Genomic DNA, 25,490 nt, shown 5'->3' with positions numbered 1-25,490 from the left:
GAATCAAAATTATTGAGGAAATCAAAATGACCAGAATTTTAGTAATTGAAAATGAACAATTAATTCGGGATAGCATTTTAGAACTGTTAGAAATTGAAGAATTTGAAACCCTTTCTGCCGAGAATGGAAAGATCGGTTTACAAGTTGCCCAAAAATTTAATCCTGATTTAATTTTATGTGATGTGGTGATGCCGGAAATGGACGGTCATGGGGTATTAGAGGCCCTGAGAAAAGCACCAGAAACTAAGATAGTTCCGTTTATTTTTCTAACTTCTAAAGCCGATAAATTAGACTTACGAAAGGGCATGGAACTGGGAGCAGATGATTATTTAATTAAACCCTTTACCCCCAAAGAATTACTAAAAGCGATCGCCACTCAACTAGAAAAAAAAGCCTCAGTTCAAAAATTTTCCCAGCAAAAATTAGATGAACTTCGCAACAATATTACCCATTCCTTGCCCCATGAATTAAGAACTCCTTTAAATGGAATTTTGGCATCAACGGAACTTTTACTCGATGAGTTAGATTTTATGGAAACTCATGAGATCCGTGAAATTGTCGAGCAAATTTCCCTATCGGGTAAACGTTTGTATCGGTTGACAATGAATTTTCTGCTCTATGCTGAATTAGAACTAATTGCCACCGATCCCAAAAAGATTGCCAGCTTACGTCAGGATAAAACCCGATCCTCGCAAACAGTAATTACGGAAAAAGTAATGGCTCAAGTTCAAGAGGAAAAACGGGAGGCAGATTTATTTCTCAATCTACAAGATGTGGCGATCGCGATGGCAGAAATGAGAGTAGAAAAACTGGTTGAAGAATTAGTTGATAATGCCATGAAATTTTCCGCCCCCGGACAACCGATTGAAATTAACGGATTTGTTAAAGACAATCAATTTGTTTTATCAGTTAAAAACTATGGACGAGAGATCACCCCTCAACAAATAGCTCAAATTGGAGCCCATGTTCAGTTTGAACGCAAATTGTATGAACAACAGGGTTCGGGATTAGGATTAGCCATTGTCCAAAAACTGATAGGACTTCATCAAGGTCAACTGATCATAGAAAGTCCCAGCGATCACCAAACTCTTGTAACCGTTTATTTACCTTTGTCTGCTTGACGGTTGACTATGGCTTTTTTTCTTTGAAAAATAACTATAATATCCGGTGATTTATGACAAAAAATAATAAAAAAGCAGAGAGGCAACACCTCCTTGACCAACAGGAACAAATCATTGAACAACGGGTACAACAACGCCTGCGGGAACTCCAACTCCCCCTCGACTCCAGCGCGCAACCAACCATAGAAGCTAAATTAGAACAAGCCCATCAACAGTTAATCTTTCACGTCGAAAATTCTCCTTTAGCTGTGATTGAGTGGGATGAGCAGTTTCGGGTCAAACGGTGGTCGCCCCAAGCCGAAAAAATCTTTGGATGGAAGGCAGAAGAACTTCTGAATCGCCATTGGAATAACTGGGAATTTGTATATCCAGAGGATTTAGAACAGGTAAATGCGATCTCGTCGCGGTTGCTCAATGGTGAGGAAAACCGGAATATCTGTTGCAATCGGAACTACACAAAACAGGGGAATTTAGTATATTGTGAATGGTACAATTCTGCTTTAAAAAATGAAAATGGGCGAGTTATTTCTCTTTTATCTTTAGTGCAGGATGTCACTATTCGTGAAACAGCCCAACAGGAACTCAAGCGTCGCGCCCGACAACAACAGGTGATTGCCGAATTAGGTCAATATGCCCTCTCACAAACCAACTTAGGGCACCTGGCCAAAAAGGTTGTGACCTTGGTGGGAAAAACATTAGGGATCAAATATGTTCAAATTTGGGAATTACTCCCCAACCAAAGCACATTTTTGTTAACGGCGGGATTAGGTTGGCGGCCTCGTTCGGTGGGGCGAGTTACTCTGAGCAATAGCCCCCAGTCCCAACCGGGCTATACATTATTAATGAAACAACCGATTATCACTGAGGATTTGCGGGTTGAAACCCGCTTTAACGGTTCGGCATTTTTTTCCAATCATCATATTGTTAGTGGGGTAACAGTTTTAATTTCTGGAAAAGAAAAGCCCGTTGGGGTGTTAGGAATTCATTCTCAGGAGCAACGAACCTTTAGCGCCGATGAAATTAATTTTTTACAAGCCGTTGCTAATATTATTGCCTCTGGTGTAGAGCGTCAACAAGCCGAAGCGGAGTTAAAAACCCTAAATCAAGATTTAGAAGTTCGAGTGGCTGACCGGACAACAGAACTAATTTTCATGAATGAAAAACTCCAGCGCCAAGTTGTCGAGTTAAAAAAAATAGAGTCTCAATTAGAAAATAAGACTAATCAACAAGCGATTATTGTCAAATTAGGTCAAAAAGCCCTATCAGAAATGAATTTAGTTTCCCTAATTAATGAAGTAGTGATTCAGATTGCTAACAATTTAAACGTTGAGTATTGCAAAGTTTTAGAATATTATTCCGGGGAAAATTTTCTCACCTTAGCAGTTTGGGATGAACCCTTGGAAAATTATATCCTTCTGAGTCACGAGCCCCTAGTTTTACCATCCTTGAACAGAAATCCAGACCCCGACAATCAGGAGGATTTAACATCTAACTTATTTTCTGGTAGCTGCAAATATAGGCAGAATTTACAGCCAACAGAACTTAATTATGGCAAGTTTAATTTTCTCAATCAAGGAATTTGTGTTCCGATTATGGGGCAAAATTATCAGCACTTAGGACAGTTAGACATTTATGGTAAAAAAAATCAACTGTTTAGCGAAGATGATGTAAATTATTTGCAAACTGTGGCGAATATTCTAGCAACGGCAATTGAAAGAAAACAAACGGAAGCGGCTCTACGGTTTAGTGAAGAACGATTTAAAATTACGCTAAAAAATTCGCCTATTGTTGTGTTTAATCAGGATGTAGAGTTACGCTACACTTGGATTTATAATCCGGCGGGAGGATATGAACCAGAAGCAATTATTGGTAAATTTGATTTTGATATTTTTTCTGTGGAAAATGCGATTCAACTCACCCAACTTAAACAACAGGTTTTGAACACAAAAGTTGGTTTGCGAAAAGAGGTGACTACTAATTTGGAGGAAGATTTTCAATGCCATGATTTAACCATTGATCCTTTATTGGATTTAGAAGGAAATATTATCGGAATTACTGGCGCGGCATTAGATATTACGGATCGCAAAAAAGCTGAATTAGAGTTACAAGAAAGTCAACGGTTTATTCAACGAATTACTGATGCTATTCCTAATATTTTATATATTTATGATTTAATTGAAACTCGCAATATTTATGTGAATCAAGAAATTATTAAAATTTTAGGATATACGCCAGAACAAACTTTAGAAAAAGGTTCAAATTTCCTCTCTGAAGTGATTCATCCAGAGGATTATATAAGGTTAGCAAAACATTATCAGAAAATTGCCACCGCCAATGACGATGAAATTTTAGAGTTTGAATACCGCATCAAAGATACTCAGGGAAATTGGCATTGGTTGGTCAGTCGAGATACAATTTTTGCTCGGACTTCCGACGGTAAACCTAAACAAATTCTAGGAACCGCAACGGATATTACAGAACGGAAAAAGGTAGAAGAACAATTGCGGCTGAGTGAACGAGCGATCGCCTATAGTAGTAATGGGATTGTGATTACTGATGCTCGACAACCGGATAATCCCATTGTTTTTGTCAACCCGGCTTTTGAAAAAGTGACTGGATATTCTGCCGCAGAAGCCCTGGGGAAAAATAGCCGTTTTCTTCAAGGTAAGGATCATAATCAGCCCGAGTTACAACAAATTAAAAATTCATTAAAACAGACAAAAAATTGTAATGTCGTATTAAGAAATTACCGAAAAGATGGATCTCTATTTTGGAATGAACTCAATATTTCTCCCATTTATGATCAGGAGGGAAATCTCACCCATTATTTAGGAATCCAGAATGATATTACTGAAAATAAATTAGCCGAGGAACGTTTAGCTCAACAAGTGATTCGAGAACGATTAATTGCCACTATTACCCAACGAATTCGAGAATCTTTAGATCTAAAATCTATTTTATCAACAATGGTGACGGAAGTTAAACAATTTTTGAAAACCGACCGGGTATTAGTTTATCGCATTTACAATGATTACACAGGTTGTGTTATTTCTGAAGCCGTTAGTCCTGAGTGGTGTTCCCTTTCAGAACAAACTTTTTCTGAAGAAATCTTTCCCTCAGAATGTCATAACCATTATATTCAAGGCAAAATTTGCTCGATTGCTAATATTAACAATGGTCATATTTTACCCTGTTTAGTTGAATTTTTAACTCGATTTCAAGTGCAAGCTAAACTAGCGGTTCCTATTGTTGAAAATGGGACGTTATGGGGTTTATTAATTGCCCATCAATGCAGTCAAACTCGACAATGGGAAGAATTGGAAATTTCCCTACTAGAACAAATTACCAGTCAACTCGCCATTGCGATTCAACAATCTGAACTTTATGAACAATTACAAACAGAATTAAAAGAAAGATCTCTCGCTCAACAATCTTTATTAGTCAGTCAAGAACGATTAAAATATTTGCTATTTTCTAGCCCAGGAATTATTTATAGTGCCAAACCAGGAGGAGACTATCAAACCACATTTATTAGTGATAATATCAAGACTCTTTTAGGATATGATGTTTCCGAATTTACTCAACCTGGATTTTGGTTAAGTCATATTCATCCAGAGGATATTGAGAAAATTATAAATCAATTATCTCCGTTATCTCCGTTGTTTGAGCAAGGATATTGTAGTTATGAATATCGTTTTCAACACCGGGATGGTAGCTATCGTTGGATGTATGATCAAGCCAAATTAATCCTCGATGCCCAAGGAAATCCTTTAGAAATAGTTGGATATTGGATTGATATTAGCGATCGCAAAAGAATTGAAGAACAATTATGGGCAACTACATCCCGGTTAAGCACATTGATTGAGAATTTACAATTAGGGGTTTTAGTTAAGGATGAATTTCAGAGAATTGTATTAATTAATCAAGCCTTTTGCGATTTATTTAAGATTAAAGAATCCTCCGATCAACTGATCGGTATAGATGGCAAAACATTTTCCATTGAATATCAAAATCTCTTTAGCGATCCCGCACAATTTATTATTAGAAATAAAGAAGTCATGGGCAGAAAGCGAGTGATCACGAATGAAGAAATCTCTTTAGTTGATGGACGGACTTTTGAACGAGATTATGTTCCGATTATCATTCAAGGAGTCTCTCAAGGTCATTTGTGGATGTATCGAGACGTTACTGAACGCAAAAAAGCAGAAGATACCCTGGTGACATCATTGCGAGAAAAAGAAGTTTTACTCAAAGAAATTCACCACCGGGTCAAAAATAACTTGCTGGTGGTTTCTAATCTTTTAGAATTTCAATCGGATTATATTCAGGAACCCGGATTAATTAAGGTTTTGGACGATAGCCGCAATCGGATCTATTCCATGGCTTTAATTCATGAAAAACTCTATCGTTCAACTAATTTAGAAAAAATTAATTTTGGAGATTATTTAGAAGATTTAATTGATAATTTATTTGAATCTTATAATATCCAAGCTGGTCGAATTGAGTTTGAACTCGATATTGAACCCGTGGGTTTGAATATTGAAACTGCTCAACCCTGCGGTTTAATTGTGAATGAATTAGTATCTAATACCTTAAAACACGCCTTTCCCAATGGTCGCTCAGGCATTGTTTATCTGGGACTACATCAAAACCCCGAAGATAAAATTATTCTAACGGTTCGAGATAATGGCATCGGTTTTCCCGCTGGAGTAGACTTTAGAAATGTTGAATCCTTGGGAATGGAATTAGTTTGCACTCTCACCGAGCAACTTGAAGGAACTATCACCCTCAACCGAGAAAACGGAACCTTATTTACCGTTAGTTTTTCCGAACTTCAATATCGACATCGGTTTTAATCGGAAGCAATTTTCGAGGGCCTGTATAGCTACTCCCCGTCACCCACAGATGATTTGTATACAGCTAAACTGGATCAAATAAAAAAATGTTAATATAGTTAATAGGGAAAGGAGGGAGAACAATGGCAGCCATTAAAATTTTAATTGTCGAAGATGAATTGATTATTGCTAAAGGATTGGCAAGAAAATTAGAAAAACTAGAATATGTGGTGGTGGGGATTGCGTCCTCTAGTGTATCGGCATTACAAAAAGTGACAGAAACCCAACCGGATTTAATTTTAATGGATATTGTAATTAAGGGGGATTTAGATGGAATTGAAACGGCAAAAATTATTCAAGAAAAGTTTAATATTCCGGTGATCTATGTAACAGCTTATGCTGATGATGAAACCTTAGAACGGGCTGAAAAAACGCAATCCTATGGATATATTCTGAAACCGTTTAAGGAGCGAGAAGTTCATGCCGCGATTAAAATTGCCTTAAAAAAGCATCAAGCCTCCTTACAAATGCAGCATTCTTTGGAAGAAGCCCAATCGGTTAACGATGATAAATCGCGGTTTTTCTCCATTGCTTCCCATGATTTAAAAACCCCATTAACAGCGATTCAAATGTCCGCCGGAATGTTGAAAGATTATAGTGATAAATGGCCGGAAGATAAAAAGCAAAAACATTTAGATAGGATTCAAACCTCGGTGCAGAATATGAACAATCTTTTAGAGGATTTGTTAATATTAAGTCAGGCGGAATCTGGGAAACTAATCTTTAGTCCTGAACCCTTAGAAATTGTTGAATTTTGTCAAGCCATTATCGAAGAAATTAAACCTATTGCTAATACTACAAATCCTCTGGTATTAATCACTTCTCCAGACGTTATTCGGGGAAATTTAGATAAACATTTACTGCGTCATATTTTATTAAATTTGTTATCTAATGCGATCAAATATTCTCCTGATGGGGGTAAAATTAGCCTGACAATTCACCAAGAGGGTCAATTTGTCCGGTGTGAAGTGGCTGATCAAGGAATTGGTTTACCAAAAGATTATCAAAATAAACTATTTCAACAATTTGAACGCGCTAGTAACGTAGGAAATATTAAAGGGACGGGGTTAGGATTATCAATTGTTAAACAATCTGTTGATTTACATCAAGGTAAAATCACAGTTAAAAGTGAACCAGGAGAGGGAACAATATTTACCGTAATTTTGCCTTTGTAGACCCTAATTTTTTTAACGTAGTGAGTCCTTTAGGACTCTCACAGAGGCGTGAACGCCTCACTACGGTTTTAACGACGGCGTAAAATTTCTAAAAGGGTTTTTAAGGAATGGGGCATCGGGGCGATCGCTTCAATTATTTCTCCTGAAATCGGATGGTTTAAGGTCAGTTTCCAAGCATGAAGCGCCTGTCCGGGTAAATTCACACCAATCGCTTTTCCGCGACTATATTCAGGGTCGCCCACAATCGGATTTCCCATGAAAGCACTATGCACCCGAATTTGATGGGTGCGCCCGGTTTCTAAGGTAAATAACATTAACGTATAGTTCCCAATTCGTTCTTGTATTTGCCAATGGGTAATCGCTTCCCGACCACTATTTTCTATGGGAACAATTGCCATTTTTTTGCGATCAATCGGATGGCGACCAATGGGTTGATTAATGGTTCCTGATTCGGTTTTAGGAACCCCATAAACCACCCCTAAATATTGCCGACGGGCGGTTTTAGATTTAATTTGAGCTTGTAAACTTTGCAGGGCAAAATCCGTTTTAGCCACCACTATTGCCCCGGTGGTATCCTTATCTAAACGATGCACAATTCCGGGTCTTTGTACCCCGCCAATTCCTGATAAGTGATCACAATGGGCTAATAAACGATTAACGAGGGTATCATTCTGATGTCCTGGTGAGGGATGAACGACTAATCCCGCAGGTTTATTCAGAATTAACAGACAATCATCTTCATATAAAATATCCAGGGGAATATCTACTGCTTCTAAGTCTAAGGGTTCCGGGGGTGGGAGAATAATTTCTAAGCGATCGCCACCTTGCACAGATACTTTTTTAGTGGTACAAACCTGTTGATTAATTTTTACCCATCCAGCACCAATTAAAGTTTGAATCCGCGATCGAGATAGATCAGGAATCTGTTGAGATAACCACACATCTAACCGTCGATGCTGTTTATCCTGGGGTAAATTTTCCTTGTCTACGGTTAACTCAATCAGAGCGGAATCATTCATTATTTTGTTCAGGTTGTTGTTCTAGGATAATCCCCAAGGTATCTAAGGTGATTCCCAAGTTTTTTTCTAAATTGGTCAAGGCATTCAGATACTCTATTTTAGCATTTAATTCGTTATTTTTGGCTGCATCTAAGTCAGTTTGAAACCGGACGAGATCTAAAAGTGTCGCCCCCTCTACACCCAACTTAATTTTCTCTACTTGGTTCAACAGTTGCTGTTGAGCTAACTCTTTTGCCCGTTGATATAATTCAACTTGTTTAAGGTTCAATTCAATATCTTGTAAATTTTTAGTCACCTCAGTATTAACGTTTTGGATAGTTTCTTTTAAATCGTTTTCTGCTTTTAAAACGTTAACTCGACTTCGTTGAAAATCACGCTCTATACTTCGATCGCCCAGAGCTTTACTAAAAGTCAATCCGGCACTTAATTCCGTTCTATTATCAATAATATTTGGTGCAGGATCATGTCTAACCACTGTTTCTAAATCAATATTCCAACGGCGGTTATTTTCAGCAACAATCGATAGTGTTTTTGCATTTTCCAAATTCAATTTTGCTTTTAAATAAATGGGTTGATGCTCAAAAATAGACTGTCTAATCCGATCAATATCTAAGGTTGGGGGCTGAATTTCCAAGTTTGCAGATGCCATGATATTAACATCTTCATCAATATCTAATAATTCCAATAAATCCAGTCGTCGTTGCTTTAAATTATTTCGAGAACTTAATAAAGCTATTTCTCGATCAGCAACCTGAGATTCTACCGTAATTAAATCGGCTCTGGGTTTGCGTCCAGCATCAATAAAAACCTGAGTATTTTCGACTTCTTTTTTAGCATTTATTAAAGATTGCAAAGCAATTTTAACTTGTTCTTGAGCTTGTAATACACTACGATAGGATATAATTATTTCGGTGATTTTATTAATCAAAGTAAATTTTAAATCCAGTAAATTAATGGTTTCTGTTATGCGGGCAATTTCAATATCAGCACGGTTAACCCTTTGACCAGCTCCCCTTAATAAAGGTTGTTTAAAAGTTAATTCTAAATTTTGTCTTAAAACATCTCGATCCGAACCTCCTGAACCTTGATAATTTTGTTGTTGTCGCTGTCCAACCCAACCCATATTCAACTCTCCCCCCGTGGGAATTTTAATTACTAATCCTGCTGACAACCTTAAACCATTGCTCATCACGGTTGAATTTCTTTGACTAATATCACTCCAGTTAATTGATAAACTCGGAGTAAAATTCGGATTAAATTTATCCTCAGCCACGATTAAATCCTGACGTTGGACAATGCGTTCTAAATATTGATTTTTAATCGTCCGGTTATTTTCTAAACCCAAAATAATCACATCATTTAAGGTCAATTCAACGCCATCAGTTTCAGTAACAACCGGAACCAGGGGGGAAGGTTGAACCTCTGGAGGTTGTTGAGTTATCCTCTGATATTGGGGACGATTAGCGGTTAAATTTAGAGAGGTCATACTATTTTCTATCATTTCCCTAGGATTTGGTTCCTCTGGCTCAACTTTAAACGAATAATTATCTATATTGAAAGATTCAGGATCAGGAGTTAAATATATATTTTGTTCCAAATTCTTTGATTCAATAACTGAATTATTATTCGGGTTGATATTTTCTAAAATTCCAAAAATATCGTTAGATTTGATAGAAGGTGGAGCCATTAAATTTCCTGTGGTAAAATTAATCGGAGCAGGGGGAGGAACAGGATTAAAATTAGTTGGAGGTTGCACCAAAGGAATTAGAGGAGAGAATAATTCTAACTTTGTAGAGGATGAATTATTAATCGGTTGAGAGGGAAGGGCCATAAAAATTATCCCACCTACACCGGAGATTAAAGTTATAATAATTCCTAAAGGCAAAAAATTGAACGATTCAGATTCAGTTAAATTTTCCGAGTTAACTGCTGACTCAAACTCGAAATTATGCTGTTCTTCCATAACCCTTAATCCCTGATTTTGTGTTCAATTGTTAATTCTTACCTATTCTCCTTTTAAGGCTTTTACGGGGTCAAGTTGACTGGCGCGTAAAGCAGGGAAAAATCCGGCTCCTACCCCGACTAATATAGCTGAACTCAGAGCCAGTATAGCCGTTCTATTTTCAAATTCATAGGGTAACTTAAATTGTTTAGCTACAACAACTGTTGCACCATGAACGGTGACAATAGCAATAGTTCCCCCAACAAAACTTAAAATAGCGGCTTCTAAAATAAATTGCAACAAAATATCTAATTGAGTCGCACCCACCGCCCGTCTTAATCCAATTTCTGGGGTACGTTCTATCACCGAAGCAATAGTAATATTGGCAATACCAACTCCTCCTACAATTAAAGAAATTGCACCTACAACTAATAACGCTTTAGAAACAGAATCTAGGGTTTTTTGCTGTTCTAAAATTCTCCTAACCGTGTTAGCAACATAAAATTTTTCTCCGGTAAACCGTTGTTCTAATATTTTTTTAGATTGTTTACCCATAGGCTCTAAATCTTCAATTTTATAGGGGCGTAACCACAAATTATTGATGTTTTTTACCCCTGTAATTGCACTATAAATTGCCATGGGAAGATAAACTTCACCTTTTGGTTCTTCCTGTTGAGTTTCTTGACTTTCAATAATTCCAATCACAATATAAGGCCTGAAATCAAGATAAACAGTTTTTCCTATTGGCTTGATTTCCTCAAATAGTTTATCCCTTAAAACTTTGTCAATAATAATGACAGGTTGATAGGTTTCAAAATCATTGGTGGTAAAAGAACGTCCAGCAATTAATTTACGTCCTGATGTATTTAAAAAATCGATAGTTGTAGCTCTAACAGAAGGACTAGCGTCTTGATTCTGGAAAACAATCTGCGAGGAATCCATCCAACTCATACCACTAATGGATTTCAACCCTTTTAACTGTTTTTTTAAAGCAGTAAGGTCATCTAAACTCAGTTTGGCGGAAGTTTTTGTGATTGGGTTCCACATTGGAAATATGAGAATTCGCGGAGCATCTCGTTCAGCTAATTGTTGCTCAATCACCGCAGTGCTAATATTTTTAACTTGCAAGGTTGCACTCACCGCAGCTACCCCCATAAATACCCCAATTCCTGATAGAAAAGAACGGACTGGACTCCCTAACAAGGAACTACAACTTAATTTAATTAAACTTAGACCAGAAAGACTCATAATGCGGTGTTTCTAATAGTTTTTTATTCTCCTCTTAACGCTTTTACCGGGTCAAGTTGACTGGCGCGTAAAGCGGGGAAAAATCCGGCTCCTACCCCAACTAATATCGCGGAACTTAGAGCCAGTGCTGCCGTTTTCTGTTCAAATTCATAGGGCAACTTAAATTGTTTAGCCACAACAACTGTCGCGCCATGAACCGTAATAATCGCAATAGTTCCTCCCACAAAACTCAAAATAGCTGCTTCTAAAATAAACTGTAACATAATATCTAATTGGGTCGCACCCACCGCCCGCCTCAGTCCAATTTCTGGGGTACGTTCTATTACCGAGGCGATGGTAATATTAGCAATTCCAACTCCACCCACAATTAAAGAAATTGCACCGACTACTAATAACGCTTTAGAAACAGAATCTAGGGTTTTTTGCCGTTCTAAAATGTCTTCAGCCGTCTTTAAAAAATCAAATTCATAGCCGATAAACCTTTTTTCTAATATTTTTTTAGCCTGTTTACCCATCGGGTCTAAATTTTCAATTTTAGAAGGACGTAAAAGTAAACTATCAATTCCTTTTTGTCCTGTAACTGCACTATAAATAGCCATGGGAAGATAAACAACACCTGTGGGTTCTTGCCCATTCCATAGCGGTTTAGTCACAACAATTCCAACCACAACATAGGGCCTAAAATTAATATAAATAGTTTTTCCTAAAGGATCTATACTTCCAAAGAGTTTATCGGCTAAAAATTGATCAATAATGACTACGGGTTGATAGGTTTCAAAGTCACTGGAATTAAAAGATCTTCCAGCAATTAATTTACGTCCTAATGTGTTTAAAAAATCTATAGTTGTAGCGAAAGAAAAAGGATTAGCTTGCTGATTTTCAAAAGAAACTGATAGGGAACCTATCCAATTATTGGCACTGATAGATTTTAACCCTTTCAACTGTTTTTGCAAAACTGTCAGATCTTCTAAACCGACTTTTGCCTGATCTTTTGTAATCGGGCTCCAGGGTGTATATATTTCGATTTGTGGTGCATCTCGTTCATCTAATTGTTGCTTAATCACCGCCGTGCTAATATTTTTAACCTGCAAGGTTGCACTCACCGCCGCTACCCCCATAAATACCCCGATTCCCGATAGAAAAGAACGAACGGGATTACCTAATAAGGAACTGCAACTTAACCGAATTAAACTTAGAATAGAAAGACCCATGATGTTGTTTATCCAACTGCTAAATCAACGATCTAATAGAGGCGTAAACGCCTCACTACGATTATTACCCATTGATTAATTCATTCAATTTATGATTAACTTTCTGAATATCTTGCCACATTAACCATTTCGGAGATCCGGGTTCCTTAGCAGGATTTCTTAATAAATAAGCCGGGTGAAAAATGGGCATACATAATCGCCCTTCCCACTCCATCCATTGCCCCCTGATTTTAGTGATACCCCGTTTATCTCCTAACAAGGATTTAACCGCCGTTGCTCCAGTTAATAAAATAATTTTAGGATTAACTAAACGAATTTGTTCTAATAAATACGGTTTACAGGCTTCGATTTCTGCTGGGGTTGGGGTGCGATTATTGGGCGGACGACAGCGAATGGCATTAGAAATATAAACCTCTTTTTCTGTACTCAAACCCACGGATTCCAAAATTTTTTCTAATAGTTGTCCCGACCGACCGACAAAGGGCAAACCCTGTTCATCTTCATTTTGCCCGGGTGCTTCTCCAATAATCATAATTGGCGCTTGAATATTGCCTCGACCAATGACCGCATGGGTACGATTTTGTCCTAATTCACATCGATAACAATGATTACAATGGTTAGCAATTTCTTCTAAGGTTTGATAAGTTCCTACAGGAATCGCAATTTTGGCATCAGTCGGAATTAAATCTCGATTCAAATTTGTTGACGGAGCAGCAGGTTCAGTATTTTTAAAATCAAATAAACTCAATTGTTCGTGATCAGACATAATTAAAGGGAGTAGGATTTAGAGTATTGACGATTAACCGATACCCAATTTACAACTATTTTCCATCCCGTGGGAATTTCTCAAGTTGCAACTCTCAACGGCAACAGTCATCATAGAGATGATGCGATGGTCGGGGGCAAGCAGATCATGTTATTCACACCAATATTTAAAGATCGGACTCAAGCGGGTGAGGAACTGGCAAAAGAAATTTTGTTACAGATGAGTTTAGAACATCCGAGTCGGGACATAAGAATTGTTGTCTATGCCTTACCCCGTGGGGGTGTACCCGTGGCTGTGCCTATTGCTCAAGGGTTGCACGCTCCTTTGAGTGTGATTGTGGCCAAAAAAATCACCTTTCCCGATAACCCCGAATTGGCCTTGGGTGCGGTCACCTCCGATGGCCATGTGTTATGGTCGAAACGCAAACCCCTGGATCTGGAGCTTCAACAGAGGATGTTGGAACAGGCTCAGACCAAAGCCCAGCAGGGGTGGGAACGGCTTTCTCCGGCCTGTCCTGAGATTAACCCCCATGGAGCTTTAGCCCTGATTGTCGATGATGGTATTGCCACGGGAATGACCATGGCCGTGGCGGCAAAGGCATTGAAAGCTCATCACCCCCTGGCAATTTGGATTTGTGTTCCCGTGGCGCCGCTAGAATTAATTCCCTCTATGCAGCTATGGGGCGATCGCGTTATTGTCTTAGAAACTCCCCATCCTTTTTTTAATGTTAGTCGGTTTTATCAACAATTTGAACAGGTAGAGACAGAAACAGCTTTATCCGATTTACAAAAACAAACCTGGCTCAGATAATTATTAATCATGATCAGACGTTGGAATTTTTGGTGGCAAACTTTAGTGTTATCAACCCAATATAACCCCCCTCAATTTATTGAGTTACTAATGTTAATATTAGGGTTTTTTTTACTCTTGATTTGGATGGGAAATCAACAATGGCCCTATTTGGTGCTGTCCATGAGTTATGTCGCGGGATCATCTACTTCGATTTTAGTGAGGGAAGCGATGATTCCTTCCTCCAGTATACAACTCACCCAAAAACTGGCAATATTATTGTTAATTCTGAGCCTTTACACCCTCTTGGATTTAATTGGGTGAATAATTCGCCTAAATTTGATATAAAATTAAACGGTTTCCCATGGGATCATAAGCATAAATTTCTCGACCATGGGCAGCCGTGATGATTTCTCCCGGGGGCGGATATCCCAGATTTTTTAAATGGGCGATCGCTTGTTCTAAATCTAGGACTTCTAAACACAAACTCATCCCAGTTTTACCCGTCGGAGAAAATTCAGAAATATCGGTGGCTTTAGGTTGAAAAATTCCTAATTTCAAACTCGGTAACTGAAATTCTGCATAACGATTAGGAATATAATTTAACGGTTGTATTCCCAACAATTGAGCATAAAACTCAACCAAAATTTCCATTTTTGGATCACCGAGGGTGACAAATACCTGATTACAGTGTAAAACCATAAAGGGAATTAAAATATTTAACCTTAATATTAAACTTAAAATTGAGAGCATAAACTAATGACAAGAATTTTTTTATCCGCAGGTCATGGAGGATTTGAAAATGGTGTAAGAGACCCAGGTACAATTGCCGGGGGGACAACCGAAGCCCAAGAAATGATTCGGATTCGGGATTTAGTCATCGGTGAATTGCGCTCTCGGGGTGTACAAGTGATTGCGGTTCCTGATGATTTGAGTCAAACTCAAACCATTGATTGGATTAATACCCATTCCCGCTCTGGAGATAGGGCTTTAGAATTGCAAATGGGAGGCTCATCAAACCCTCTAATTCGAGGGGCTACAGCTTTTTATATTGCCAACAATCAATCTCGAAAACAAGACGCCGAATCCCTATTATTATCCCTGCTTCAACAAGTGCCTCAACTCCCCAACCGAGGGACAAAACCGGACACCGAAACTGGCTTAGGAAGTTTAATTTTTTGCCGTTGGATTGCTATTCCTTCCCTCTATCTGGAATTGGGATTTCTAACCAATCCCACCGATCGGGCTTTGATTCAAACTCGACGTCAAGATATGGCGATTGGCATTGCTAATGGACTGACAGATTGGTTAGGAAATAGTTCAACAAATCCTATTCCAACCGTTCCCCCAGGTACACCAGTTTATGGTTCTATTGGGATTAATATTAATGGTCGTCGCTATGGGGAAAATGGAATTTTAGTCAATGGAAATGCTTATATTCCCATTGATATAGTCGATAAATTTGGATTGAATTTATCACAAATTTCTGCTCGGGTAAGAAGAATTAGATATAATAATATTGTTTATATTCGGGCTGTTGATTTCAAGAGTTTTGGAATTTCTGTGGGCTGGGATAATCCCAATCGAAGTGTGGTTTTTCGTTCTAATATTCGTCCCTATAATAGTCAAATGGATCAGATTATGGGCAATGGTTTAACCACAGAAGTTCAACTAATTATGTTTATCAAAACTCAAGATTATCAGATGCTTAATACCGTGCCTGAAATTGCTAAATTTTATCGAGAAGAAGCGGCTATAGAAGGTGTGAATCATGATATTGCGTTCTCTCAAATGTGTTTGGAAACTAACTTTCTACAATTTGGCGGCACTCTCAAACCCGAACAAAATAATTTTGGAGGTTTAGGAAGTTTGGGTGGATCTGCCGAAAGTGCTTCTTTCCAGACAATTCAAATCGGAGTTAGAGCCCATATTCAACATCTAAAAGCTTATGCAAGTTATGAACCTTTAGTCCAAGATATTGTTGATCCTCGCTTTGAATTTGTTACCCGAGGAATTGCTCCTTTTGTTCAGCAATTAAGCGGGAGATGGTCAGATGATTCCACCTACGGCGATCAAATTTTAGCCTTGCTAAGAAGACTGTATGAAATTTAAGGAAATACAAAGACACAAAAAAAGGAGAAGGTTGATTATTTTCCTTTCTCCCCTCAATCTTTAGGCTTCTTTTACAAATCGAATAATTTCTCTAACATGATTAAGGAATTGTCCATCGGTGGTTAATTGAGCGATCGCATTTTTAGCCTCTTTTTCTAAACGCTCATGTTCGGATAAATTAGTGGATTTTAAGGATTCTAAATTCGCCGTTAGTCGGGTGAAATCTTGACGAGTTGCTTGCCATCTTTGTTCCTGTTGAGAAGCCCAAGAATCCGCATATTTAAGATTCAATTGGCTTTGTAATTCTTTCAAGGTTAATTCTACAGTTTCAAAGCGATTTCGCAGTTCTACCACGTCCTCGCGGGGATAGGAAATTTGACGGCGAACCATGGATAATCGGATTGATAAATATTGGTAAGCTCGCACCGATGGCCGTAAAATAGTTAATAATAAAGCCGCCCCCGCACCCAAATAACCTACCAGACTAATTCCCGACCAAGCTAACCCATAAAGTCCTAAAGTAGATATCAAATGTAAACCCAAAGCCACTCCCAGGGAACGTCGGGCTAACTGGGTGACATATTCCACTTGTTTCGGTTCAACGGGAATCCCTTTTTTTTTCGATTCCTCGGCTTCGGCTAAAACTTCTTTAGCTTCAAAATGAATATTCCAAGGAACGGTTACAATTAATAATAACCACCAAAAAATGGCACAGGCAATCACCCAATCTAAAAAGGTTCCCGCCGAAATTTGCAACCATTGTAACACACTAAACAAAATTAACAAAAGGATGGTTAATCCCAAACCAAAAAAACCATAATTAAACTGAACTCTCATGATGATTAATCCTAATTAATGATATGGCAATCCGTATAGGATTTGTGATAACAACCCGCAGGGTTTGGAAGACCCAACCCTATTTGCGCTTTCTATTTAAAAGTCGGATTTCCCTGTTCTCTTTTAATCCCGATTATGGATAAAAATATTCAGATCGCGATCGCCCCTGTGACACTTCTTAAAGTTTCACACCCTGAAATTAGGATAAAATTAGATTTGAACCCAAATTTTTATGAAATTTATCAATGATTAACCCAACTGGAAAAGTTTATTTAATGGGGGCTGGGCTAGGGGAAATTGCCTATCTTACCCTACAAGCACAACAATTACTTTCCCAAGCAGAAGTCATAATTTATGATGCTTTAGTCGATGATTCTATTTTAACTTTAGTTCCGGCAAATTGTTTGAAATTAGAAGTCGGAAAACGAGGTGGGAAACCCAGCACTCTCCAAACTGAAATCAATCAATTATTAGTTCAATATTGTCAATTAGGAAAACAAGTAATTCGTTTAAAAGGAGGTGATCCTTTTATTTTTGGACGAACAACATCGGAAATTCAAGCCTTAATTGAATCGGAATGTAAATTTGAAGTAATCCCCGGACTTTCTTCGGCTTTGGCGGCTCCAACCCTCGCCCATATTCCCCTAACTGACCAGGTAATGAGTCGTTGTTTTGCCGTCCTAACTGCCCATGATTTAGAAGCCTTAGATTGGCAAATTGTTTCTCAGATAGAAACCCTAGTTATTCTAATGGGAGGACGGAATTTAGCTGAAATTGTTCATCAACTCTTACGCCATGAACGACTCCCTCAAACCCCAATTGCTATTATTCAATCCGGCGGTTGTCCACAACAAAAAGTTTGGGTTGGCAGATTAAATGATATTGTAGAAATAACAGCCAATCAATCCCTATCTCCCTGTGTGATTGTGGTGGGTGAAGTCGTCCGTTTACGCGATTTTATCAACCCGGATCAATACCCTTGGCAACGGGAAAAACTGCCTCAAAATTCTATTTTAAATTCGGCTACTATGAACCAACCCCTATTTGGTAAAACTATATTATTAACTCGTTCCGTCGAACAATCCAGTCTCCAAAGTGACTTATTAAAAGCTCAAGGAGCAATTGTTATTGAAATGCCCGCTTTAGTGATTACCCCTCCGTCGAGTTGGGAGAGTTTAGATCAAGCGATTGAACAATTAGAAAATAGTTTTGATTGGTTAATTTTGACATCTTCTAATGGAGTAGAATACTTTTTTAACCGCTTAATTGCCTTGGGGAAAGATACCCGCAGTTTAGGTCAAACCAAAATCGCCGTAGTCGGTAAAAAAACCGCCGCTAGTTTACAAGAACGTTATTTAAAACCTGATTTTATTCCGCCGGATTTTATTGCGGATTCCCTAGTTGAATATTTCCCCGATTCCCTAGCAGGAAAAAGAATTTTATTCCCCCGAGTTGAAACCGGAGGACGGGAAATTTTAGTACAGGAATTAACGGCAAAAGGAGCAATTATTACAGAAGTTGCTGCCTATGAATCCGGTTGTCCTGAGAGGATTTCGCCTGAAGTTTTAGAGGCATTACAAACTCAAAAAATTGATGTGATTACTTTTGCCAGTTCCAAAACCGTTAAGAATTTCTGTCAACTGATTCAAGCCCTACCGGAACAAGCTTTAACCCCGGATTATTTAGATACAATTTGTATTGCTTCGATTGGCCCCCAAACCTCTAAAAGCTGCATGAATCTGTTGGGACGGGTAGACATCGAAGCGCGAGAATATACCCTAGAAGGATTAACTCAAGCAATTATTAATCACTTGTCCCTATTTCAATTAAAATTGACTGATTAGTCGTTAATTCCTGTTGAGTAATTCCACTTTTGAGACAAATTAGGATAAAATAGTTTTCAGAAGTTTGGAGAATGATAGATCTATTAGAGAATAGCTACTGATATGAAATATCTCAATATACAGGAAATTGATCTCTCCCTAAATACGATTGTTGACGAGGTGACGACAAACCAATCTGAAGTTGTAATTACTCGCGATGGTTTACCCATTGTTAGAATTGTCCCCTGTCAAACTACACCGATAACAAAACATTATCCACTTAGGGGAAAACCAATTACTATTGCCAGTGATTTTGATGAACCTATGCCTGAGATCAGTTAGCACAAACTCATTCGGGGGTTGTGATCGAACCTTTATCACCCATAGATGCCATAGCGAGTACACAACTACCAGAGGTTTTTCACAAAGATCCAGCCGATAGAATTTTAGTAGCGATCGCACGACGCTATGAAATTTCCCTTGTCACCTGCGATGCTAAGATTCTTAATTATCCATTTGTCAAAACAATTTGGTAAGTATTTTTTGATTTAGGAATTTTGAGCAAGTGGGTGATTCTCCTTTGAGGTAATCTTTTCCCGACTTGCAAGCTCGTCTAATTGGGATTAACTTAAGATAGAAGTCAAAAAAATGATGAACAAAATCCAGTGAATTTGCGTCTATTGATCAAATTGTCCTCTGATGAATTTTGTCCCAGTTTTTAACGGGTAACGGGTAATGGCAAATCAAGGGAATTTATATCTAGGAGTTAAATTATGGGTTTAGGGTCGTTTTCATCTGATTCCCTTCTTTATCTGCTAACGGGCACAGCAACGGTTGTCACCCTGGTGGTGAGTCAATCTGCAATTGTCCTGGCAAAAACGGCGCAACAGGTGGCAGAAATCGCCGAACCCATTACCGTACAAATTAATAGTCCGTTAGGGGATGGGTCTGGGGTCATTATTGCTAAAAATAACAGGGTTTATACGGTTTTGACGGTGAATCATGTTGTAGAAGATCCAAATGTTAAATATAGTGTGCGAACCTCCGATGGAAATAGTCATCCGCAGATAAAAATTGTTCGGCTACAAAATGATGATAAAGAACCGGATTTAGCTATTATTCAATTTGAAAGTTCTCAAAACTACCCAATTGCCACATTAGGTAATTCTGAACAGGCGGTTATTGGTGCTCAGATTTATGTTTATGGATATCCGGCAACCGGGGGATTAACTGGAGTGGAAAGGGAACCGGAATTATCCCCGGGATTAGTTACCAGTCGCCCGAAAAGTCGTCCAGAAGGCTATAATTTACGCTATCAAGCGGTGACTTGGAGTGGCATGAGTGGGGGGCCGGTTTTCGATTCTGAAGGCCGGGTAGTGGGGTTACATGGCCAGGGGGAATTTGGCTTTGCCCAAACCAGTTCTGGTGATGTAGCTCCGATTAAAACGGGATTCAATGCGGCTATTCCCATTAATTTATTTATCGCAAAACTATTAGAAACAGGCTTAAAATCATCGGATTTAGTCATTGATGAAAAACTACCGGAAGCTAACCCAGTTTCCTTGGATTTTCCCCGAACCTATCAGGCGTTTTATTTTCAAGGTTTAACTTTATTAGATCAAGGTGAAACCTGGGATGCGATTTATGCTTTCAATCATGCGATTGAATTAAATCCTAACACTCCTGAAGCCTATTTTAATCGGGGAATTGCCCGGACTCTTTTAGCCACTAATATTGGTGAACCCACTCGTGGCCTTAATCCAATTGAGGATTATACCGAAGCCATTCGTTTAAATCCTGGTTTTGCGGATGCCTATTATAATCGAGCTTTGGCTTATCTGAAATTGAAGAATAAAATTAACGCGAGATCGGATTTTCAAAAAGCAGCTGAACTTTATGATAAATTAGGTCGAAAAGCTGCCTATCAAGAGGTGTTAGATCGTCTCAAAGAACTTGAATAGGCTACTTTATTTTTGGGGTTCTATATTCAATTTGATCATCTCCATAGGGTATAATAAATTTATAACCCAGAGTAGGAGGAGTTCTCCTTCCCGACCCAGGGTTTTTCTAACTTAAATCCTCTGTTATCTAATATTGGAATAGTTGACGGTGGGATGTTAAATTAATAACTGATTTACTGAGAGAGGAAAAAAACATGGATGCCAATACTATTAGAGAAAGAGTTGCTTTAATTGAAGGTAAACGAGAATCCCTCGTTAAGCTATTGGAAAAACCCAATTTAGGAACTCTTAGAATAGACGTTAATCAAGCCTTAGAAGAAATTGACGAATTAATCGAAGAATTTAAGCGGACTTTTCCGAATTCCGATCATAATTAACGGTCAATTATTTTCTATGGGGAATGGGGAATGGGCAATAGGCAATAAAATACTTTCCTATTGACCATTACCTCGTCCCTATTCACCTTAAATGGGTGTTTTTATCCTAGAGTAAATTCCCCTAAATTTCTCCAAACTTGACCGACCGTTCTTTGTTAAAATCCTGAATATTCATGAGCTTAAATAATACAAAAATAGAAACAACTGTTTCTTCAGAATGGGCCGAACAACTCCATCAATTATCCCTGGAAACCGGACATTCCTTAGAAGAATTAGTTCAAGAAGCCATTGGTCAGTATTTAGATAAAACCCGAGTTTTTTTGAGTAGTCAGTCCGTCGATTTGGAATATTTTAATCTCCAAAAAGAATTATTAGATTTACAGGGAAAAGTTGAATCTTTAAAACCATTATTAAATAAAGTTGCCAAGTTAGAAGCCAAAATAGTCGCTCTGGAAAAAATAGTTATCCCGGAACTTTCGCTTTCCCCTAGTTCTACTTTTTCCCAACTGTTAACCGATGACAATGATCAGGATGAGCCGGATGAAGTTCTGACGGATTTTTTAGTGGATTAGTTAGCCCTAAAGGGCTGACTACAGGTCTAGGGGAGGCATTATTCCTAGTTTTTCTTCTAATAAAATTTTGAGGAGAACTTGGGTAATCAAAACCAAACCTAGTCTGGCTTGAGCTAACTCAGGTTGGCTTTGTTTGACTTCTCCCCAAATTTGACAATAACGATAAAATTGTTGAAAATGTTGGCTAAATTGTTCAGCAATTTTTTGCCAATTTTGAGGAATAGCTGAACAGAATAGAAGATCGACCAGATTCACCGATTGGGTCAATAATTGATATTCATAACTTTGGGTAAAGTGTAGTTTTCCTTGGGGATTTAACCAGGGAATCGGCGGAGAATTGGGATTAATTTTCAAGGGTAATGTAGCAATTAAATTAGATGATTCTAGGGTAATTAACTGATCGCGATCGCCTAAACGCAATAAGGAACAACAGCGAGCATGACTATATTGAATCCCAAATAGATCGGGCAGAATTTGCCGCTCCTGAATCGGAGTGGGTGTCCAGGGATGGCGGATCATTTGTTCTAACCAAGCGGCAATTCCGAGATCGGTGAACTCAAACTGCAATAGTCCCGAGGGTAATACCCGAATCGTGACATCCGGTAATTTACCCAAGTTGAGGGTTTGGAACTTCAGACCGATGGACGTGGCCAGATCCAAAGGGGATTGATGCAAACGGGAGGCTAATTTCAGGGCGATCGCCGATCCATAGATTACCCTGGTATTATTTTTAATCCAATTTACGAGAATTTCCTGAGAGTCCGCCGTATCAATTCCTAAAGAATCTAAAGTTCGTCTCAGTTGTACCCTTAACCTACCTGCTAGAGTTAGCATGAGTGATCAAACGACCTTGGCAAGTTGCTCAAATCTGATATTACCAGCACACCCGGTCAAAGCACGATCCCAATTTTTTGAAATTTATTTTTGAAAAGAATTGATTATTGATTCCCAAAGGGATGTGTTTTTTGCTACATTGGTTAAAATATCTTAAACCCGTTTACCTCAAGCACCAAATACACCGTTTAACCCCTAGGTGTCTTAACCGCCCTCTCGCCTTTGATTTTGATTGAAAATTTCTAATTACCCGATCTAATGATGCAGTCTTCCCCGATTCCAACCGATTCTAACCGACCGTTTTTAACCTGGCAACGGATTACCGACTGGGCTCAGGAACATTACCGTTGTCGTAGTTTCACTAAAGATGAACGGATTCCAGCCCGTCCTGGGTTACTGTATTTAGTGCAACGAGGGGCTGTCCGGTTAGTGGGTAGCGCTGAACTCCAATATGCCGAGAGCAGACCCAAATCCAGACCGCGTAATCGCAATTTAGACGAAGCCTTTTTGGGTTTTGTGGGTGCGGGTCAACCCTTTGAATTGATTGCCCAGTCGCCTTTTAGCTTGCAAGCCTATAGTCACGCCGATGATACAACGGTTTTATGGATGTATTGGCATGACTTGGATAACTGGCCCCATTTTCGTCGGGAAGTCCTTGATGCCTTTCGTTACCAGCATCAACGGAAATTACTGTGGTTAAGTACATTGGGTCAACGACGTACCATTGACCGACTTCTGGGATTTTTAACCTTACTGATTGAAGAATACGGCGAATATTATACCAGTGGCGATGGAGAAGATGGGTTTAAGGGTTACCGTCTCCCTTGGTCATTAACTCACTCTCAAATTGGTAGTGCGATCGGGACTACACGGGTTACGGTAACCCGGCTGATGGGAAAACTCCGTCAACAAAACCTGATTTATACTCAGGATGATAACTTCATTTGTATCCCCATTGACCCGGAAACCGACAATCAAACCCCAGATTTAACAGCAGAATCAGGCTTTGAGGAAGAATAATAATCAGTCATCAGTTAACAGTTAACAGTTAGGAGTTAACAGTTAACTGTTAGGAGTTAACTGTTATCCCTCTATTTAGCGACATTGTCCAACCACTGTTGCTATTTTGGTTAATTTATCCCTGGCTAGATATTTTTCCCAATTCCGATTTATTGCTGGGATTCAATCGTCTCATTAGTGCCATGAATGGATTTAAACCCTTTTATTCTTCTGGATAATTTAGTTGATTTACTACTTGCTTAATTCGGAGAGTGACAGAAGAGGGATAAAATCAGATATTCTTCTGGAGTTAATGTTTCAATAATTTGCAAGAGCGCACTAATGAGTTTATTATTCATAATATTTGGAACATAAAAATGAGTAAAATCTCAAAAAATACCCAGATCATTTGTAGGGGCAAGGCGTGCCTCGACCCTACAGTTTTTGTGATCTTAGGAAATTGATAAAAGCGATTCAAATTTTATTGGGTTAACCCTTTTATTAAAACTTAAACTGCAACTTTTTGGCTGAGTTTTTCAGAGGCTGCAATTACTTCTTGTCTTGACCAACGATCTGCTTCTATAATATTTTCTAATGTAGGATCTTGACGATTATCAATTTGATGGCGATCGCAAGTTGATTCTATAACCTTGGGAATATCTAAAAACTCAATTTTTTCTTCTAAAAATAAAGCAACAGCTTGTTCATTTGCCGCATTTAAAACCGCAGGCATTGAACCTCCTGCCCGTCCTGCTGCATAGGCTAAAGACATACAAGGATATTTTTGATCATCCGGTGCTTTAAACGTTAAACTTCCGGCTTTAACCAGATCCAAACGTTCCCAACTCGTATAAATTCGTTCTGGCCAAGACATGGCATATAAAATCGGTAAACGCATATCCGGCCAACCTAATTGCGCTAAAACAGACGTATCTTGTAATTCAATTAAAGAATGAATAATACTCTGGGGATGAATCACAATTTCTATATCATCATAATCTAATCCAAACAAGAAATGCGCTTCAATTACTTCTAAACCTTTGTTCATCATTGTGGCTGAATCAACGGTGATTTTTTTGCCCATTGACCAGTTAGGATGGGTAATGGCATCGGCTACTTTGACTTCTTTTAATTTTTCGACAGGCCAATCTCTAAAAGCACCCCCAGAAGCTGTTAGAATAATTCGTCTTAATCCCGCTTGGGGAACTCCTTGTAAACATTGAAAAATAGCTGAATGTTCCGAGTCCGCAGGTAATAATTTAACTCCATGTTTTTCAATTAAAGGGTTGACAACCGGCCCCCCAGCAATTAAGGTTTCTTTATTAGCCAGAGCGATATCTTTTCCGGCTTCAATCGCAGCAATGGTGGGTAATAATCCCGCACAACCGACGATTCCGGTAACAACAACTTCTGAGTCCCCATAGCGTGCAACTTCGATAATTCCTTGCTCTCCCGCGATTAAAATTGGTTGGGGGTCAATGTCGGCAATCAGGGCTTTCAATTCGGGTAACTGGTCGGGATTAGAAATAGCAACAATACTGGGGTTAAAGGCGCGAATTTGTTGGGCTAACAGGGTAATATTCCGTCCGGCGGTTAACCCCACAATCCGAAACTGTTCGGGATATTCTGCTACAATGTCCAAGGTTTGAGTCCCGATGGAACCTGTAGAACCCAGAAGTGTAATTGCTTTCATCTTTTCTTAAGAACTATTTGATATAACCATAGTACGATGGTTGATCCCCATTGCCCAATTCCTGCTCAAATCGGTTTGGGAATGTCATCTATGAGTTAAAAGATTCGGGTGCAATC

At 38.7% G+C, this 25,490-nt stretch carries 21 protein-coding genes and 1 pseudogene; 13 read left to right on the top strand and 9 right to left on the bottom strand.

The window, feature by feature from the left end:
* Positions 1 to 26 precede the first annotated feature (26 nt).
* From PL11201_RS16090 to PL11201_RS16080, 3 genes are all read left to right on the top strand, one after another.
* Positions 27 to 1,121, top strand: coding sequence for a hybrid sensor histidine kinase/response regulator (locus PL11201_RS16090; protein WP_079679934.1), 1,095 nt, complete (start codon positions 27 to 29; stop codon positions 1,119 to 1,121).
* A 53-nt stretch (positions 1,122 to 1,174) separates the two neighbouring features.
* Entirely contained in the window at positions 1,175 to 5,977 is a 4,803-nt protein-coding gene (locus PL11201_RS26840; protein ID WP_079679933.1) for a PAS domain S-box protein, read from the top strand.
* A gap of 122 nt (positions 5,978 to 6,099) precedes the next feature.
* Complete coding sequence (locus PL11201_RS16080) at positions 6,100 to 7,191, top strand: hybrid sensor histidine kinase/response regulator (protein WP_079679932.1); 1,092 nt, start codon at positions 6,100 to 6,102, stop codon at positions 7,189 to 7,191.
* Between the two features lie 68 nt (positions 7,192 to 7,259).
* Here the strand turns inward: PL11201_RS16080 and PL11201_RS16075 are convergent, their stop codons facing one another.
* The 5 genes from PL11201_RS16075 to PL11201_RS16055 form a co-directional block, all read right to left on the bottom strand.
* Positions 7,260 to 8,210 (bottom strand): RluA family pseudouridine synthase, encoded by a 951-nt coding sequence (locus PL11201_RS16075; protein ID WP_079679931.1) that lies wholly within the window; start codon positions 8,208 to 8,210, stop codon positions 7,260 to 7,262.
* Positions 8,203 to 10,173 (bottom strand): TolC family protein, encoded by a 1,971-nt coding sequence (locus PL11201_RS16070; protein WP_079679930.1) that lies wholly within the window; start codon positions 10,171 to 10,173, stop codon positions 8,203 to 8,205. Before PL11201_RS16070 ends, PL11201_RS16075 begins: the two co-directional genes overlap by 8 nt.
* A gap of 42 nt (positions 10,174 to 10,215) precedes the next feature.
* On the bottom strand, positions 10,216 to 11,400 hold the full coding sequence (locus PL11201_RS16065) for an ABC transporter permease (protein WP_079679929.1): 1,185 nt from the start codon (positions 11,398 to 11,400) through the stop codon (positions 10,216 to 10,218).
* 23 nt (positions 11,401 to 11,423) lie between these two features.
* A complete protein-coding gene (locus PL11201_RS16060; protein ID WP_079679928.1) occupies positions 11,424 to 12,611 on the bottom strand; it encodes an ABC transporter permease in 1,188 nt (395 codons plus the stop codon).
* A gap of 64 nt (positions 12,612 to 12,675) precedes the next feature.
* On the bottom strand, positions 12,676 to 13,377 hold the full coding sequence (locus PL11201_RS16055; protein WP_079679927.1) for a uracil-DNA glycosylase: 702 nt from the start codon (positions 13,375 to 13,377) through the stop codon (positions 12,676 to 12,678).
* Positions 13,378 to 13,446: 69 nt separating this feature from the next.
* Between PL11201_RS16055 and PL11201_RS16050 the strand changes: the two genes are divergently transcribed.
* Together PL11201_RS16050 and PL11201_RS16045 are read left to right on the top strand one after the other, a co-directional pair.
* Positions 13,447 to 14,187, top strand: coding sequence for a phosphoribosyltransferase (locus PL11201_RS16050; RefSeq protein WP_339394365.1), 741 nt, complete (start codon positions 13,447 to 13,449; stop codon positions 14,185 to 14,187).
* Between the two features lie 9 nt (positions 14,188 to 14,196).
* Entirely contained in the window at positions 14,197 to 14,490 is a 294-nt protein-coding gene (locus PL11201_RS16045) for a hypothetical protein (RefSeq protein WP_369821844.1), read from the top strand.
* Between the two features lie 9 nt (positions 14,491 to 14,499).
* Here the strand turns inward: PL11201_RS16045 and PL11201_RS16040 are convergent, their stop codons facing one another.
* Complete coding sequence (locus PL11201_RS16040) at positions 14,500 to 14,868, bottom strand: VOC family protein (protein ID WP_079679966.1); 369 nt, start codon at positions 14,866 to 14,868, stop codon at positions 14,500 to 14,502.
* A 57-nt stretch (positions 14,869 to 14,925) separates the two neighbouring features.
* Here PL11201_RS16040 and PL11201_RS16035 point away from each other — a divergent pair, with 57 nt between their 5' ends.
* Complete coding sequence (locus PL11201_RS16035) at positions 14,926 to 16,278, top strand: hormogonium tapered terminus morphoprotein TftA (RefSeq protein WP_079679925.1); 1,353 nt, start codon at positions 14,926 to 14,928, stop codon at positions 16,276 to 16,278.
* 60 nt (positions 16,279 to 16,338) lie between these two features.
* Here PL11201_RS16035 and PL11201_RS16030 read toward each other — a convergent pair whose 3' ends face one another.
* A complete protein-coding gene (locus PL11201_RS16030) occupies positions 16,339 to 17,115 on the bottom strand; it encodes a hypothetical protein (RefSeq protein WP_079679924.1) in 777 nt (258 codons plus the stop codon).
* A 245-nt stretch (positions 17,116 to 17,360) separates the two neighbouring features.
* On the opposite strand from PL11201_RS16030, the gene cobA reads away from it, so the two are divergent.
* From cobA to PL11201_RS16000, 6 genes and pseudogenes are all read left to right on the top strand, one after another.
* Entirely contained in the window at positions 17,361 to 18,959 is a 1,599-nt protein-coding gene (gene cobA, locus PL11201_RS16025) for a uroporphyrinogen-III C-methyltransferase (protein WP_079679923.1), read from the top strand.
* A gap of 102 nt (positions 18,960 to 19,061) precedes the next feature.
* Positions 19,062 to 19,280 (top strand): type II toxin-antitoxin system Phd/YefM family antitoxin, encoded by a 219-nt coding sequence (locus PL11201_RS26835; RefSeq protein ID WP_079679922.1) that lies wholly within the window; start codon positions 19,062 to 19,064, stop codon positions 19,278 to 19,280.
* 14 nt (positions 19,281 to 19,294) lie between these two features.
* Positions 19,295 to 19,474 (top strand): annotated as a pseudogene (locus PL11201_RS26830) (type II toxin-antitoxin system VapC family toxin); the annotation flags it as partial.
* Positions 19,475 to 19,711: 237 nt separating this feature from the next.
* Positions 19,712 to 20,899 carry a tetratricopeptide repeat-containing S1 family peptidase gene (locus PL11201_RS16010; protein WP_079679921.1) on the top strand — a complete coding sequence of 396 codons (1,188 nt, stop codon included), beginning with the start codon at positions 19,712 to 19,714 and terminating at the stop codon, positions 20,897 to 20,899.
* Positions 20,900 to 21,093: 194 nt separating this feature from the next.
* On the top strand, positions 21,094 to 21,276 hold the full coding sequence (locus PL11201_RS16005; protein WP_079679920.1) for a hypothetical protein: 183 nt from the start codon (positions 21,094 to 21,096) through the stop codon (positions 21,274 to 21,276).
* A 173-nt stretch (positions 21,277 to 21,449) separates the two neighbouring features.
* Entirely contained in the window at positions 21,450 to 21,848 is a 399-nt protein-coding gene (locus tag PL11201_RS16000) for a hypothetical protein (protein WP_079679919.1), read from the top strand.
* 18 nt (positions 21,849 to 21,866) lie between these two features.
* On the opposite strand, the gene PL11201_RS15995 is transcribed toward PL11201_RS16000, so the two are convergent.
* Entirely contained in the window at positions 21,867 to 22,682 is an 816-nt protein-coding gene (locus PL11201_RS15995; RefSeq protein ID WP_079679918.1) for a DALR anticodon-binding domain-containing protein, read from the bottom strand.
* 261 nt (positions 22,683 to 22,943) lie between these two features.
* Between PL11201_RS15995 and PL11201_RS15990 the strand changes: the two genes are divergently transcribed.
* Complete coding sequence (locus tag PL11201_RS15990) at positions 22,944 to 23,702, top strand: Crp/Fnr family transcriptional regulator (RefSeq protein WP_079679917.1); 759 nt, start codon at positions 22,944 to 22,946, stop codon at positions 23,700 to 23,702.
* Between the two features lie 487 nt (positions 23,703 to 24,189).
* Here the strand turns inward: PL11201_RS15990 and PL11201_RS15985 are convergent, their stop codons facing one another.
* Positions 24,190 to 25,374, bottom strand: coding sequence for a 1-deoxy-D-xylulose-5-phosphate reductoisomerase (locus tag PL11201_RS15985; protein WP_079679916.1), 1,185 nt, complete (start codon positions 25,372 to 25,374; stop codon positions 24,190 to 24,192).
* Positions 25,375 to 25,490 lie beyond the last annotated feature (116 nt).

The organism is Planktothrix sp. PCC 11201 (genome assembly GCF_900009135.1).
GTDB lineage: Bacteria > Cyanobacteriota > Cyanobacteriia > Cyanobacteriales > Microcoleaceae > Planktothrix.
This window is presented reverse-complemented; position numbering and strand designations above follow the sequence as displayed.

Bases quoted from the DNA above. Each gene is read 5' to 3' on its own strand.
- PL11201_RS16090 (WP_079679934.1), top strand. From the start codon at position 27: ATGACCAGAATTTTAGTAATTGAAAATGAACAATTAATTCGGGATAGC.
- PL11201_RS26840 (WP_079679933.1), top strand. From the start codon at position 1,175: ATGACAAAAAATAATAAAAAAGCAGAGAGGCAACACCTCCTTGACCAA.
- PL11201_RS16080 (WP_079679932.1), top strand. From the start codon at position 6,100: ATGGCAGCCATTAAAATTTTAATTGTCGAAGATGAATTGATTATTGCT.
- PL11201_RS16075 (WP_079679931.1), bottom strand. From the start codon at position 8,210: ATGAATGATTCCGCTCTGATTGAGTTAACCGTAGACAAGGAAAATTTA.
- PL11201_RS16070 (WP_079679930.1), bottom strand. From the start codon at position 10,173: ATGGAAGAACAGCATAATTTCGAGTTTGAGTCAGCAGTTAACTCGGAA.
- PL11201_RS16065 (WP_079679929.1), bottom strand. From the start codon at position 11,400: ATGAGTCTTTCTGGTCTAAGTTTAATTAAATTAAGTTGTAGTTCCTTG.
- PL11201_RS16060 (WP_079679928.1), bottom strand. From the start codon at position 12,611: ATGGGTCTTTCTATTCTAAGTTTAATTCGGTTAAGTTGCAGTTCCTTA.
- PL11201_RS16055 (WP_079679927.1), bottom strand. From the start codon at position 13,377: ATGTCTGATCACGAACAATTGAGTTTATTTGATTTTAAAAATACTGAA.
- PL11201_RS16045 (WP_369821844.1), top strand. From the start codon at position 14,197: ATGATCAGACGTTGGAATTTTTGGTGGCAAACTTTAGTGTTATCAACC.
- PL11201_RS16040 (WP_079679966.1), bottom strand. From the start codon at position 14,868: ATGGTTTTACACTGTAATCAGGTATTTGTCACCCTCGGTGATCCAAAA.
- PL11201_RS16035 (WP_079679925.1), top strand. From the start codon at position 14,926: ATGACAAGAATTTTTTTATCCGCAGGTCATGGAGGATTTGAAAATGGT.
- PL11201_RS16030 (WP_079679924.1), bottom strand. From the start codon at position 17,115: ATGAGAGTTCAGTTTAATTATGGTTTTTTTGGTTTGGGATTAACCATC.
- cobA (WP_079679923.1), top strand. From the start codon at position 17,361: ATGATTAACCCAACTGGAAAAGTTTATTTAATGGGGGCTGGGCTAGGG.
- PL11201_RS26835 (WP_079679922.1), top strand. From the start codon at position 19,062: ATGAAATATCTCAATATACAGGAAATTGATCTCTCCCTAAATACGATT.
- PL11201_RS16010 (WP_079679921.1), top strand. From the start codon at position 19,712: ATGGGTTTAGGGTCGTTTTCATCTGATTCCCTTCTTTATCTGCTAACG.
- PL11201_RS16005 (WP_079679920.1), top strand. From the start codon at position 21,094: ATGGATGCCAATACTATTAGAGAAAGAGTTGCTTTAATTGAAGGTAAA.
- PL11201_RS16000 (WP_079679919.1), top strand. From the start codon at position 21,450: ATGAGCTTAAATAATACAAAAATAGAAACAACTGTTTCTTCAGAATGG.
- PL11201_RS15995 (WP_079679918.1), bottom strand. From the start codon at position 22,682: ATGCTAACTCTAGCAGGTAGGTTAAGGGTACAACTGAGACGAACTTTA.
- PL11201_RS15990 (WP_079679917.1), top strand. From the start codon at position 22,944: ATGCAGTCTTCCCCGATTCCAACCGATTCTAACCGACCGTTTTTAACC.
- PL11201_RS15985 (WP_079679916.1), bottom strand. From the start codon at position 25,374: ATGAAAGCAATTACACTTCTGGGTTCTACAGGTTCCATCGGGACTCAA.